A 13,214-nucleotide genomic window follows, 5' to 3' on the forward strand; every position below is an offset into this window, starting at 1 on the left:
CGCACTCTAACAAACCCTGAAAAATCCGGAGTCTGCTTTGAAGGTTTCCCGCTGGTCCATGCCGTTGCGTTACAGCGCGCTGATGGCGAGTGTTATTGGTTTGGTGCTCACTGTGCCCCTTGTTTTCTGGTCTCCGGGGTTTGCCCTGCTCGCACTGGTGTTCCTGGGCTTGCTGGTGCTTGGGGTGTGGGACATGGTGCAGCGTCAGCGGACAGTCAGTCGCAATTATCCGATACTGGCTCACTTCCGCTATTTCCTGGAATCCATTGGCCCCGAAATCCGCCAGTATTTCATCCAGTCGGATACCGAGGAGCGGCCGTTTTCCCGGGAGCAGCGAACCATTGTCTACCAGCGGGCCAAGAACATTCTGGACAAGCGTCCGTTCGGTTCCCAGCTGGAAATGTCCGGCGAGGGATTTGAATGGATGGATCACTCCATACAGCCGGTGGAGATCGAGGACACGGATTTCCGCATCACCATCGGATCCCGCTGTGCGAAGCCCTACAGTGCCAGCGTATTCAATATCTCTGCCATGAGCTTCGGGTCATTGTCGGCTAACGCGATTCGCTCCCTGAATGAAGGAGCGAAGATGGGGGGCTTCTACCATGACACTGGCGAGGGCTCCATTTCCCGGTATCACCGCGAGCCGGGGGGCGATCTGGTCTGGGAGATCGGCTCCGGCTACTTTGGCTGTCGCAAAGAGGACGGTTCGTTCAGTGAAGAACGCTTTGTGGAGAACGCCACCCTCGACCAGGTGAAAATGATCGAGATTAAACTCTCTCAGGGCGCCAAACCGGGCCATGGCGGGATACTGCCGGGTGCCAAGGTGACGCCGGAGATCGCCGAAGCCAGGGGGGTGCCAGTGGGGGAGGACGTGATTTCACCGGCCCGGCATTCCGCCTTCTCCACCCCCATAGAGTTGCTGGAATTCGTCGACCGGTTGCGGGAGCTGTCCGGCGGCAAGCCGGTGGGCTTCAAACTGGCCATTGGTCATCCCTGGGAATGGTTCGCCATCGTCAAGGCCATGGTGGAGACCGGCAAGCACCCGGACTTTATCGTAGTGGACGGTGGGGAGGGCGGTACCGGGGCCGCGCCACTGGAGTTCATCAACCGCCTGGGAATGCCGCTGATTGAGGCCCTGCTGCTGGTCCACAATTCCCTGGTTGGTACCAATCTGCGGGAACATATTGCGATCGGGGCCGCAGGAAAGATTACGTCCGCGTTCAACATCGCCCGCATCCTGGCGCTGGGGGCAGACTGGTGTAACGCGGCGCGGGGGTACATGTTTGCCCTGGGCTGCATTCAGGCACTGAACTGCCATACCGGCCGTTGCCCGAGCGGCGTGGCCACCCAGGATCCAGTGCGCGGTGGCAAGCTGGACGTGGCGGACAAGAGTGTGCGGGTAGCCAGCTTTCACCGTAACACTGTCCGGGCCCTGGCCAACCTGATCGGAGCCGCCGGCCTGAGCCACCCCCGGGAACTCGGGCCCGAGCACATTGTTCGCCGGGTCAGCAAGACCACCGTGCATTCCTATATGGACCTGTATCCGTACCTGGAACCCGGTGTGTTGCTGAACGGCGAGGAACCGGAGCACGGGGTATTCCGCAAGTACTGGCCAGTGGCGCGGGCGGACACTTTTGATCCCCCGGAGTTTATTCTGAAGCTGCGGGAAACCAAGCTGCGTTGAATGGCCGGGAGGCCCCGGCCCATGGCCGCCAGGGGCTACCAGGGATGGTAGAAGTCCGTCACTTCACGGTTTGCAAGGACCTCGCGATCGCGGACGTCATGGCTCACCAGGACCAGCGTCTTGCCCTGGTCGCGGGCCCTCAGGAGCAGCGCCTGCAATGTGTGCCGGTTGTCGTCATCGAGCCCGGTCATGGGCTCATCCAGCAGCAGAATGGGCTGGGGCCTCAACAGCGCCCGTGCCACGGCTACCCGCTGGCGCTGGCCACCCGAGAGGTTGTCGGCCCGACGTTTGCCGAAGTCGCCCAGGCTGACGGCATCGAGCATGGTGTCGATCCGTGACCATTGCTGCTGTGATAAACGCAGCCCCGGGTGCAGGCCAAGTCCCATATTTTCGGCCACGGTGAGGTGATCAAACAGATTCTGCTCCTGAAACACCGTGGTTACCGGCCGCCTCCACGGGGGCAAAGCCGAGAGGCTCTGGCCCTGCCAGCGTATGGCGCCTCCTGAAGGCGTCAGGAAGCCGGCGATCAGATTCAGCAACGTACTCTTCCCGCACCCACTGGGGCCACTCAGCGCCACGCACTCTCCCTCCTGTACATTGAGGTTGAACCGCCATCCCTTGCTGCCAGCGGCCTGGGCAGGATAACGAAACAACAGGTCGTTGATCTCAAGCATGGTTGACTCCGGATGTGCCCGGTGTACGGCCCAGGCGGGAAAGCAGAACGAAAATGGCGGTGATAAGCCCCAGAAGCCAGCAGGCGGTGCCGGTTGCCGGGGCTATCTGGTAGCTGCCCAGCTGCTGGTGCAACACCATGGGCAGGGTCGGCTGGGCAGGGGAACCAAACAGGGCGATAACGCCGAAATCGCCCAGGGAAAGGGTGGTGCCATATCCCAGCGCCAGCGTCACGGGCCGTTTCAGCCGGGGCCATTGCAGCCATCGCCACCGGTACCAGCCCCGGATATCCAGCTGATCGGCGATCCGGAGTGTTGATCCGCTATTGGCCTGAAATGGGCCCCGCAGCACCTGCAATGTAAAGGGCAGTGCCATCAGGCTGTTGATCAGTGCAACCACCGCCAGCCCGTAGTCCTGGATACCGAGCCGGGGCTGGATCAGCAGGAACAGGCCGGTTCCCAGAACAATGGGCGGCACGATCAACGGCAGGTATCCGGACACGCTGGCAAGGCTACGGGGTAGTCCCGGTTTCAGTGCGTTAGTGGCGGCGAGCAGGGCAAGGGTGAGAACAACGGCCAGCATTCCGGCGGGCAGGGCGATGGCCAGGCTGCGCAGGGTGGCGCCCCAGAGTGCCAGCTCAGAATCTACAAGCTCGCCCGCTAGCCAGGGGATTCCCCGCCATGCGATCGCCAGCACTGGCAGGGCCAGGAACAGTGCGAAAAGCCCAATCAGGGCCTGGTCGGCAGAACGACGCCAACCGGTGCTGTCGGGCCTGCGAGCATGTGCACCGACGGATAACGACTGATCAGGTAGCATCGCCTGGTGCCGGTTCTGGCGAAAGACCAGCCACCAGAGGCCACCGCAGATCAGCAGTTGGACACAGGCCAGCAGTGCGGCCCGGTTGAAGTCGAATTCAAACCGCAGGGCCTGGTAGATGGCCACCTCGATGGTCGTGGCACCGGGTCCCCCTCCGAGGGTGACCACGATGGCAAAGCTGGTAAAGCACAGGGAAAAGACCAGCGCGGCCAGGCCCGGCAATACCGGGCGCAGGGCCGGCCAGTCCAGTACCCGCCAAAGCTGCCAACTGCCCAGCCCCAGCTGGCTGGCCACCCGGCGCTGATTCGCGGGAACCCGCTCCAGTGTCTGCACCATGATGCGGGCGGCCAGGGGGGCATTAAAGAAGATATGGGCCAACAGAATGCCGGTCAGGCCATACAGGTTCCAGGGCAATTCAGCACCAGCCCATTGCAGGAGTTCAGCCAGCCAGCCGTTACGCCCGTAAACGGCAACCAGCCCCGACACCGCGACAATGGAGGGCATTACCAGACTCATTTCCATCAGACGGAGCAGCCCGCTTCGCCCCGGGAATGACGGATGTCGCACCAGCGCCCGGGCCACGGGAATAGCAATAAGCAGGCTCCCCAGTACAGAGAGGGTGGCCTGCCAGACGGTAAACCGGATGACGCCCTGAAGGTACGCGCTTTGCCAGAGTGCCGCCAGGTCACTGTCGGCCCGGAGGAACAGCGCCAGCAGGCCGCCGCCTGTGAGCAGCAGAATCAGACCGGAAAAAACCAGACCGGGGGCGAGTTGCCAGTTGCGGTGGGCGAGCGGCGGCGAGTTGTGGGTGGCTGCATGCATCTCAGCGGGTCATGGCATCCAGCCATTCATTGACCCAGTCCTGGCGATGGTCCCTCAGGGCCTCCGGCGGAAACATCAGGGCCCGGGAGGGTTCGATCAGCCGGTCAAATACGTCCGGCAGCTCATCGCCCAGGTCAATGGCGGGATACATGACGTTTTTAAGGGGGATGTGACGCTGGAAATTTGGCGTCAGCATGAAATCCAGGAAGGCGCGGGCAAGCGCTTTCTGGTCTGAGCTGTTGACCACCGCTGCCACTTCAACCTGCAAGTAGTGGCCTTCCTCGAACGGGGCGGCCTGGTAGCGATCGGTTTTGTCCACGGCCATGTGGTACGCCGGTGAGGTGGAGTAGGAGAGGATCATGGGCGCTTCTCCGTTCATGAACAGTGAGAAGTAGCCATCACTCCAGCTCTGGGTGGTGGTAAGAATCTTGCCTTGTAATTGTTGCCAGCGCTCGTCAGCCTGGTCACCGAAGACGTGTTTCATCCACAGCAGCAAACCCAGCCCGGGGGTACTGGTGCGCGGGTCCTGGATGATAATTTTCAGGTCGTCCGGGGCGTTCACCAGGGCTTCCAGGCTTTCGGGGGGATTGTCGATCTGCTCGGTATCGTAGACGAACGCAAAGTAACCCCAGTCATAGGGCACGAAAACCGGGTCCTGCCAGTCCACCGGCAGTGACAGCTCCGGTAGTGACAACTCGTGTTGAGCCAGCAGGCCGGTTGCCCGGGCAGTTTCCATAGTGGACGTATCCAGCCCCAGGACCAGGTCAGCGCTGGTTCCGGCGCCTTCCAGTCTCAGGCGCTGGAGAATGGCTCCGCCACTGTCCAGCACGGTGAACCGCAGTTGGCAGTTGCAGCGCTCCTCGAATGCTTCCTTGATGGCAGGTCCGGGACCCCATTCCGCGGCAAAGGACGGGTGGGTGTAAACCGTCAGCACCGGTTCGGCGTATGCCTGGTGCACTGCAAGCAGACCCAGCAAAATCGGTGCTGTGCGCAACATCTGGCGGACGTTCATCATTGGTATTCCTGGCGTGGCGATTCAGGTTATCGGGGTGACCAGAGCGCAGGAGAGGTTAGCTGACAGGACGTCATGTGCTGGCTCAATCCCTTCGCCGGCATGGTCCGGATCAGGTTCTGCGGGTATGGTCTCAGCCCGGTTCAGGGGCACCCCGTTGAGTGTTGGCAGCATAACCCGGTGAGACCTGCGGTGCCAGATCAGTAACCGGTTTGTGACAGGGTTTTGTCAGTCTCTAAAGGATGATTTCCTTAACCTGTACTATTCTTCACATTGCTGGCCCGGGCAGACTGCAGGCGATGGCCATATCTGCTTCGGCGTCCGGTAATTCAATGGGAATTCAAAGCTTTTTTGATTCTTAGAGTTCAAAACAATAAAATTGCGCCGTTGTAACGTTGCGGGAGGGGCTGCCCCCCGTGAAATGTAGCAAGCCATAGTCTATGGGAGGCTCCACAGTGGGCGAGGTTGTCAAAGACGAATACCAGACGGACTACGTGGCAGGCCAGGACAATATCAATCCGTTCGGCCTGGACCTGCATGCACCCGTGTTCCCGATTACGGCGATTCTGGTAGTCGTATTCGTAGTGGGCACACTGATCTTTCCGGAAGGAGCGAAAGAGCTTCTGGACGGGACCAAGACTGCAATCATCAATAATTTTGACTGGTTCTTCATACTGAGTGCCAACATTTTTGTGGTGTTCAGTATAGCGCTGATCTTTATGCCGGTCGGCAAGATAAGGTTGGGGGGCCAGGACGCGAAGCCCGAGTTTACCCGGCTATCCTGGTTCGCCATGCTGTTCGCAGCTGGCATGGGGATTGGCCTGATGTTCTGGGCGGTTGCAGAACCGGTAGCCTACTACACCGGGCACTGGGATATGTCACCGTTGAACGTGACTCCGGAGACGCCCGAGGCCCGTAGCCTGGCAATGGGCTCCACCATGTATCACTGGGGTCTCCATCCTTGGGCGGTCTACGCCGTAGTCGCGCTGTCTCTGGCGTTCTTTGCGTACAACAAGGGCATGCCGCTGACCATTCGTTCAGCTTTTTTTCCGCTGTTACGTGACCGCGTCTGGGGTTGGCCGGGGCACATCATAGATGTGCTCGCGGTAGTTGCCACCATTTTCGGCCTCGCCACCTCTCTCGGTTTTGGTGCCCAGCAGGCGGCTTCCGGGTTCGACTATCTGTTTGGCATCTCATCTGGCCTCAATGTGCAGATGGCGATCATAGCCGGGGTTACGTTCGTTGCCCTGATTTCGGTACTGCGTGGTCTCGACGGCGGCGTCAAGGTTCTCAGTAACTTCAACATGATCGTGGCTGCAGTGCTGCTCCTGTTCGTCATTTTTGCTGGCCCGACAATGGCCATCCTCGAAACCGTTTGGTTAACCAGTTCCAGTTACGTCGCCAACTTTGTGCCACTGAGCAATCCCTTTGGCCGTGATGATGAAGGCTGGATGCACGCCTGGACAGTGTTCTACTGGGCCTGGTGGATCTCCTGGTCACCCTTTGTAGGTATGTTCATTGCGCGAGTTTCCAGGGGCCGCACAGTGCGGGAGTTCATTACCGCCGTGCTGATTATCCCGACGGTGATCACGGTGTTCTGGATGAGTGGCTTCGGCGGCAGTGCGCTGGATCAGATGCAGAATGGTGTCGGCACCCTCGCATCAGAAGGCCTGGGCGAGGTTCCGCTGGCCATGTTCCAGATGTTCGAGAACCTGCCTTTAACTGGCATTATCTCGTTCGTGGGGATCATCCTGGTTCTGGTGTTCTTCGTCACGTCATCTGATTCAGGGTCGCTGGTTATCGACAGCATCACCGCCGGCGGCAAGACCGACGCACCGACTGCCCAGCGTGTGTTCTGGGTTGTCATGGAAAGTGCCATCGCCGCTGCGTTGATCTTCGGTGGCGGTGCTGACGCCCTGGGGGCTATCCAGGCAACTGCAATCAGCGCAGGTCTGCCATTCACCGCTATCCTGCTGGTAATGTGCTGGGGGCTGTTCAAAGGCCTCAGCCACGAGCGCAAACTGCTGCTGGCAGAGGGCAAGTTATAGGACCTGTCGAGGTCGTAACGGAACCGGGGCTACGGCCCCGGTTTTTTTACGCCTGAACAGTCAGTTCCTTACAGGTACTTCGAGCCGGTGAAGATGACAAAGGCAGGCAGGCCAGGGAGCGCGTTTCAGGCTCCGAATGTGGTCATGGCGTAGGCCGCCCGTTTCTCGGGCGTAAAGTGGGGCCGCTTGAGGGCTTCAATGTTTCTCAGCCTCGGCAGTAATCCCTTGCCGTTGGCCATCTGTATGGCCAGGCCCGGACGGGCATTCAGTTCCAGTAGTAACGGACCCTCCACTTCATCCAGCACCAGGTCCACCCCGATATAGCCCAGGCCGGTCGCTTCGTAGCAACGGGCGGCCATCACCAGCATGGTGTCCCAGTCATCGAGGTGGATGTCACTTACCGGCAGGCCAGTGTCCGGGTGAAGCAAGATCTGGCGATTGAACTGCACCGCGTTGAGCGCATCGCCTGAACCAATGTCCAGGCCCACGCCTACCGCCCCCTGGTGCAGGTTCGCCTTGCCGTCAGATGCTTTGGTGGAAAGCCGCAGCATGGCCATCACCGGGTAGCCCTGGAATACCACGATGCGGATGTCCGGTACCCCCTGGAACGAGAACTTCGAGAGCAGGGCAGTGGGTCGCACCAGGTCCTCGACAATAGCCACATCTGGCGTGCCCCCCAGGCTGTAAAGCCCGGCGAGGATGTTACTCAGGTGGCGCTCCAGGTAGCCCAGGGTGATATGGGCGCCAGACGCCTTGACGTACTGGTCTCCCTCCCGGCGCTGGATCACGGTAATGCCCTTGCCCCCGGAGCCTTTCGAGGGTTTGATGGCAAACCCTTCCAGGTCCACTGCCATGTCGCTGAAATGGCTGATTTCGTGCTGCTGCCGGACCACCTGCCGCAGGCGGGGGGTTTTGATATCAAACTCTTCCGCCAGCAACTTGGTCTTGAGCTTGTTGTCCACCAGCGGATAGGCGCGCCGATCGTTGTAGCGGGCGATGTACGACACATTGCGTTCGTTCATCCCCAGGATACCGGCCTTGCGAAGGCGAAAGGGCGATATCCAGGCCGTCATGAAAAATTCCTCACCGGGCTGAACCGCCGCAGTTCAGTCAGCTTGTAGCCAGTGTACTGACCCATTAACAGCACCAGTCCGAATGTCACCAGGTGAAGCTCGGGGAAGTTGAAGGTCAGATGCCGGGCAAGCGGTGCATCCATTAGCAGGTAGGCCAGTACTGCCACGAACAGGCTGCCGAAGCCCTGGGTCAGAACTTCCCGGGCGCCGTCCTCTTCCCACAGGATGGACATACGTTCGATGGTCCAGGCCAGAATCACCATCGGGAAGAAGGTGACGGTCATGCCGGTGTTGAAGCCCATCTGGTAACCGACAATGCTGATGCCGGTGGTGATGGCAATCACCAGGATGATCAGTGCGGATATCCGGGCCACCAGCAGCAGGTTGAGGCTCGACAGGTAACCCCGCATCAGCAGTCCCACCGTAACCACGGACAGGAAGGCCACCAGGCCCGGAATCAGCGAGGTCTGTACAAAGGCCACCGCAATCAGAACCGGCATGAAGGTGCCGGAGGTGCGGACGCCGATAATAATCCGCATAAAGGCGACCACGAGGGCCCCCAGTGGTAGCAACAGCAACATGCGGAACATGCCCTGTTCCTCAATGGGCAGTTCATAAAGGCTCAGAAAGCCGAGGCCGTTGCCGCTGCCTTCACGGGTGGCCAGTTGCAGGGCAGGGACAGTCTGCTGAAGCATGGAGTAACTGATCTGTGAGTCTTCACCGCCCATGACATCCAGAAGGGAGTCTGCATCCTGGCGCCACAGCACCACGTTATCCGGTACCCCTTGCTGGCCGGTTTCGGGGTGAAAGGTCAGCCAGCGCTCACCGTTATGGATCTGCAGGAAGGGCCGCAGGGGCTGAAGACGGCGGGCGTCTTCCAGTTTCAGCCCATCAGCCACCCGGGCCGGAATGCCGGCATGGTTCAGCATGCGCTGTACCATGGTGACATAGGGGTTGTTGTTCAGCAGCAAGGCGATGTTCTGGTCGGGTTCGGAGGCCTGCATCAGCTTGATCAGCTCGCGGGTCATGCTCTCCGGGCTGGCGGACTTGGCGGCAGCCTGCTCCAGCACCTCGGCGACGGCAGTCGCCTGCGGCTCCTCCCAGAACACTGGCTGGGGGTCCGGGGCGATGGTTCTGACGTCGCCATCGCTGGATCCGTCAGGTGTCAGTTGTACGTTGAAGTACAGGGTCTGCGGACCTTCTGCCTGGCGTATGCTCCATTCCGCGCGCAGGTCACCGGAATCCTCGATCAGCGAAAAACCATAGCCGGGGGACGCGGCCTGTTGCGACAGTACCCGGAATCCGGGGGGATTGTCCGGCACGTTCAGACTGACCAGTACTTCCTCACCAGTGGCCTCGAAATCGATGCGGGCTTCCACCATCCACACCGGCTTCTGTTCCCCTGCCAGCCAGGGGATGCCCAGTTGCACATGCCGGGTCACCGCCAGGGCAATGCCGGCGGCGATCAGCAAAAAAATGGCGAGGTAGAATGGAAAGCGGGAACGCTGTTTCAAGACAGGGCCCTCAGTTGTTCCGCGTGGAGCCGGTGCGAATGGAGCGGGGCAGTTCGGTGCTGTATTCCTTGCCTACGTCGATCAGCATGACGTCCCGTAGAATGTTCCGGCCAATCAACAGGGGGTAGGTGAGGTGGGCGCGGTCACTGAGGGTGAACTCGGCTTTCTGTTCGTGGTCCCCGATGCGGAACTGGAGTTCAACGACCGCCCTTCGCTCGTGGTCCTGCTCGTTCGCTTGAATAATTCGCACGTTGCGGACCACCTCGCGCTCAAGGGTCTCGAACGTGTCGTCCTTGCCGGGTACCGGGATGTCAAAGCGTACCCACTCCTGGCTGTCCCGCTCGAACCGGCGAACGTTACGGGCGTCCATGGAAGAGGTTTCGGCACCGCTGTCGACGCGGGCGTCATAGATAAAGTTCGGGCCAACCAGGAATGCCTTTTCCACCTCCCCGACAACCAGCTTGCCCTTGACCCGGTCACTGGTGCCCGTGTCTTTCGAGGCATCGATGGTACACACCGGAGCCTTGGGTGCCGGCGGGCACTCGGGCGGTTTCACCTGCCTGGTGATGGTATCGATGATCTGTTGGGTCGACTCACTGTGGAGCTCGGTGAGCTCCTGGTGGTGGCGGTCACCGGTGGTTTTCAGGTAATCAAGGTCAGCATTCTGGCCTGCCACCGATGCCTGAAGCCCCTGCATGTCATAGCGGTCCACCAGCACCGAGTCTGCAGCGCAGCCGGATAGCAGGGTGGCCAGGGCAAGCAGGGGGGCTGCAAGCGATTTGGATGTCGACAACATGGGATCTCTCTGACTGTCCGGGTCGCGCGGATTATACATGAACGGTCCCTCGTTCGGGTTTACGGTAACGTCACGATGGCCAGTGGCGGGCGCTCGGTGACTACCGTAGCCGGGTTGGTCGGCATTTGCTGACCAAACATCACTGCCGGCTACAGCTTTGAGGAATTCGCGTATAGTACTGGCAACCGTAAGTTGATGAAAAGCACAGGCCCGGAGATCGCAGGAGAACGTCGCCTTGAAGCCGTTGTGGGAACAGATTATCGGTCAGCCGGTCGCGCTGGCAATCGTTGTTGTACTTATTATCCTTTTGCTTGCCCTGGGGCTCCAGCTGAGAAGCGTCCGACGCCGGCTGGCCGAGGCGCGGGAGATGCAACAGAAATCGGACCATGAACTGGCACGCACCGGCCACGACCTGGAACTTCAGCGCCAGCGGCTGGAGCAGGCAGAAGCCCGTTCAGGGGAGTTGTCGGAGCAGCTGCGGGAACTGGAGCATCGTGTTGAATACTGGCGCAGCCAGGCCAGTACCCTGGAGCAGCGCAGCGCTACCCTGGAAGCCGAGAAACAGTCCGAACATAAACGGGCCGAAAGCCTGATCCATGAGCGGGACGAACTGAAGGCCCGGCGGGAGGATATCTCTGTCCAGCTTGAGGCGGCCCGGGTCAAACTGCGGGAACAGGACGTCACCATCGACAAGGAGCGCAAGGCCACTGCCGAGAAGCTGGAATTGCTCGAGCGTAACCGGGACGCCCTCAAGCACGAGTTTGAAAATCTCGCCAACCGTATCTTCGAACAGAAAAGCGAGCACTTCAGCAAACAGACCCGCACCAGCCTGGACAGCCTGCTCAACCCCTTCCGTGACCAGATCCAGGATTTCCGCAAGCGGGTGGAAGACGTTTACACTACCGAGACCAAGGACCGGCAGGCCCTGCGCAGCGAAATCAAGTCATTGCAGGACCTGAACCGCCAGATTACCGAAGAGGCGGCCAACCTCACCCGGGCCCTCAAGGGGGACAAGAAAATCCAGGGCAACTGGGGCGAGCTTATCCTGGAGCGGGTGCTGGAAAAATCCGGCCTGCGCAAGGGCGTGGAATACGACACCCAGGGCAGTTACCGGGACGGCGACGGGCAATTGCTGCGACCGGATGTGGTGGTCCATCTGCCAGATCAGCGTAACCTGATCGTTGACTCCAAGGTCTCTCTGCTGGCCTACCAGCAGTGGGTCACCGAGGAAGGTGAAGTGGAGCGGGAAAGTCATCTCAAGGCCCATGTGGAAGCCGTTCGGCAACATATCCGCACACTGAGTGAAAAGGACTACAGCCAGCTTCATGGCCTCCATTCGCCGGATTTTGTACTGCTGTTCATGCCTATAGAACCGGCCTTCGTGGCGGCATTCCAGCATGACGAGAACCTGTTCGCGGAAGCATTCGAGAAAAAGATTATTGTAGTGACACCAACCACACTTCTGGCCACCCTGCGGACGATCGAGAACATCTGGCGGTACGAGCGCCAGAGCCAGAACGCCCGCAAGATTGCTGACCGGGCCAGCGCGGTCTACGACAAGTTGCGGGTGTTCGTGGAGGCCATGGATAAAATGGGCAGCCAGTTGCAGACAGTGCAGACCACCTACGATGGCGCCATGAACACCCTGACCCGGGGCCGTGGAAACCTGATTTCCCAGGCCAGCAAGTTCGTTGAACTTGGCGTGCGGGTCAAAAAGGAGCTCCCGCGGACGATCACTGACCAGGCGGACGCCGGCGGTGACGAGGACGAGGCGCTGGAGCCTCTGCAAGGGCCGTCCCATGAGCCGGCTGACCAGAGCGGGGAGGGGACCCCGGACGATCAGAACGACGCCGGTCAGAACCCACAGGATGATCAGCCCGCACAACCGTCAGGTAAGGACGAGGAGAAAAGCGATGTACTCAAGGATTAAGGTACCGGGCAAAACACCCCTGGCCGGACTGGTGCTGGCGGGTGCCCTGTTGGTCTCGGCGGGCGCTGCCCTTGCGCTCCCCCCCGAGCATGAAATCCAGCGCCTGATGCTGGCGGTGGAAGAATCCGTCCAGGAAGATCAGTGGGGGCAGGCGGCGGAGTACCTGAACCGTCTGCAGCGGATCGAAGGTGAAAAGCCGGCTGAATATCTCTACTACCGGGGCCAGGTCATGGCGCGGTCACAGCACTACAACGAAGCCCTCTCCGCCCTGGAAAACTACGTGGCCGGTACCGGCGCTGACGGTGAACACTACAGGGAGGCCCTGAAGCTCATTACCCGTATTGAGAAAGAGCGCTCCAGCCAGTCAGGTGGCTCTGACCAGAGCAGTGACGAACCGGTAGCCGAGATCGCCCCTGCCGGTGCCGCTGCTTCGGAGGGGCAGGGCGCGAGTGCCGGAGTCGCCAATACGGGCGCCCTGGTATCCCGCCTGAACCGGTTGTTCGATCAAGCTGGCTGGCGCCGGGATGCCCGCCTTATCCGTGAGGGCAGCAGCCCGGATATCCTCTACCGGGTATCCGCCAGCAACGGTGAGCTGAGTTTCCGCGAAAGCCGCCGGGAGGACGGCCGTCGCCAGCTGAGCACGCTCACCCTGCCAGTCTACGGCATCAGTCCAATGATCGAATGGGAATGTGAGAACGCCACCGAGTCCTGCTGGATCTACGATCCCCGTGACAATTCCCGTTTTCTCCGGCTCGGCAATGACCGCGACAAGGCCAGTCAACTGGCCAGCACCCTGGGTCAGCTGATCCGGCAGTTGCAAAGACCGTCAGGGGGAAACTGAAGC

Annotated in this window: 10 protein-coding genes and 1 riboswitch; of the genes, 4 read left to right on the forward strand and 6 right to left on the reverse strand. The window is 60.4% G+C overall.

Going from position 1 to position 13,214, the window contains the following annotated elements; all coding sequences use genetic code 11:
- Positions 1 to 58: 58 nt before the first annotated feature.
- Positions 59 to 1,687 carry an FMN-binding glutamate synthase family protein gene (locus ACESMZ_RS16250; protein ID WP_372958760.1) on the forward strand — a complete coding sequence of 543 codons (1,629 nt, stop codon included), beginning with the start codon at positions 59 to 61 and terminating at the stop codon, positions 1,685 to 1,687.
- A 35-nt stretch (positions 1,688 to 1,722) separates the two neighbouring features.
- On the opposite strand, the gene ACESMZ_RS16255 is transcribed toward ACESMZ_RS16250, so the two are convergent.
- From ACESMZ_RS16255 to thiB, 3 genes are read right to left on the reverse strand one after another with little or no spacing between them, the layout of a single operon-like run.
- Entirely contained in the window at positions 1,723 to 2,361 is a 639-nt protein-coding gene (locus ACESMZ_RS16255; protein WP_372958759.1) for an ATP-binding cassette domain-containing protein, read from the reverse strand.
- Positions 2,354 to 3,997 (reverse strand): thiamine/thiamine pyrophosphate ABC transporter permease, encoded by a 1,644-nt coding sequence (thiP, locus tag ACESMZ_RS16260; RefSeq protein ID WP_372972982.1) that lies wholly within the window; start codon positions 3,995 to 3,997, stop codon positions 2,354 to 2,356. The genes ACESMZ_RS16255 and thiP overlap by 8 nt, the downstream gene beginning before the upstream one ends.
- Position 3,998: 1 nt before the next feature.
- Complete coding sequence (gene thiB, locus ACESMZ_RS16265) at positions 3,999 to 5,012, reverse strand: thiamine ABC transporter substrate binding subunit (protein WP_372958757.1); 1,014 nt, start codon at positions 5,010 to 5,012, stop codon at positions 3,999 to 4,001.
- A 69-nt stretch (positions 5,013 to 5,081) separates the two neighbouring features.
- Positions 5,082 to 5,176: riboswitch (TPP riboswitch) on the reverse strand.
- A gap of 288 nt (positions 5,177 to 5,464) precedes the next feature.
- On the opposite strand from thiB, the gene ACESMZ_RS16270 reads away from it, so the two are divergent.
- Complete coding sequence (locus ACESMZ_RS16270) at positions 5,465 to 7,057, forward strand: BCCT family transporter (RefSeq protein WP_372958756.1); 1,593 nt, start codon at positions 5,465 to 5,467, stop codon at positions 7,055 to 7,057.
- A 125-nt stretch (positions 7,058 to 7,182) separates the two neighbouring features.
- On the opposite strand, the gene ACESMZ_RS16275 is transcribed toward ACESMZ_RS16270, so the two are convergent.
- The 3 genes from ACESMZ_RS16275 to ACESMZ_RS16285 are packed head-to-tail and all read right to left on the reverse strand — an operon-like array spanning position 7,183 to position 10,440.
- Positions 7,183 to 8,130: an alpha-L-glutamate ligase-like protein gene (locus ACESMZ_RS16275; RefSeq protein ID WP_372972983.1), complete on the reverse strand. Its 948-nt coding sequence runs from the start codon at positions 8,128 to 8,130 to the stop codon at positions 7,183 to 7,185.
- A complete protein-coding gene (locus ACESMZ_RS16280; RefSeq protein WP_372958754.1) occupies positions 8,127 to 9,644 on the reverse strand; it encodes an inactive transglutaminase family protein in 1,518 nt (505 codons plus the stop codon). The genes ACESMZ_RS16275 and ACESMZ_RS16280 overlap by 4 nt, the downstream gene beginning before the upstream one ends.
- A 10-nt stretch (positions 9,645 to 9,654) precedes the next feature.
- Complete coding sequence (locus tag ACESMZ_RS16285) at positions 9,655 to 10,440, reverse strand: ATP-dependent zinc protease (RefSeq protein ID WP_372972984.1); 786 nt, start codon at positions 10,438 to 10,440, stop codon at positions 9,655 to 9,657.
- A gap of 367 nt (positions 10,441 to 10,807) precedes the next feature.
- On the opposite strand from ACESMZ_RS16285, the gene rmuC reads away from it, so the two are divergent.
- Positions 10,808 to 12,370 (forward strand): DNA recombination protein RmuC, encoded by a 1,563-nt coding sequence (gene rmuC, locus ACESMZ_RS16290; protein ID WP_372972993.1) that lies wholly within the window; start codon positions 10,808 to 10,810, stop codon positions 12,368 to 12,370.
- Entirely contained in the window at positions 12,354 to 13,211 is an 858-nt protein-coding gene (locus ACESMZ_RS16295) for a hypothetical protein (protein WP_372972985.1), read from the forward strand. The genes rmuC and ACESMZ_RS16295 overlap by 17 nt, the downstream gene beginning before the upstream one ends.
- The last annotated feature ends 3 nt before the right edge of the window (positions 13,212 to 13,214 follow it).

The organism is Marinobacter sp., assembly GCF_041690615.1.
In the GTDB taxonomy this organism is placed as follows: Bacteria; Pseudomonadota; Gammaproteobacteria; order Pseudomonadales; family Oleiphilaceae; genus Marinobacter.

Excerpts from the sequence above, each read along its gene's own strand:
- rmuC (WP_372972993.1), top strand. The coding sequence starts at position 10,808 with ATGCAACAGAAATCGGACCATGAACTGGCACGCACCGGCCACGACCTG.
- ACESMZ_RS16255 (WP_372958759.1), bottom strand. The coding sequence starts at position 2,361 with ATGCTTGAGATCAACGACCTGTTGTTTCGTTATCCTGCCCAGGCCGCT.
- ACESMZ_RS16250 (WP_372958760.1), top strand. The coding sequence starts at position 59 with ATGCCGTTGCGTTACAGCGCGCTGATGGCGAGTGTTATTGGTTTGGTG.
- thiP (WP_372972982.1), bottom strand. The coding sequence starts at position 3,997 with ATGCATGCAGCCACCCACAACTCGCCGCCGCTCGCCCACCGCAACTGG.
- ACESMZ_RS16295 (WP_372972985.1), top strand. The coding sequence starts at position 12,354 with ATGTACTCAAGGATTAAGGTACCGGGCAAAACACCCCTGGCCGGACTG.
- ACESMZ_RS16285 (WP_372972984.1), bottom strand. The coding sequence starts at position 10,440 with ATGTTGTCGACATCCAAATCGCTTGCAGCCCCCCTGCTTGCCCTGGCC.
- thiB (WP_372958757.1), bottom strand. The coding sequence starts at position 5,012 with ATGATGAACGTCCGCCAGATGTTGCGCACAGCACCGATTTTGCTGGGT.
- ACESMZ_RS16275 (WP_372972983.1), bottom strand. The coding sequence starts at position 8,130 with ATGACGGCCTGGATATCGCCCTTTCGCCTTCGCAAGGCCGGTATCCTG.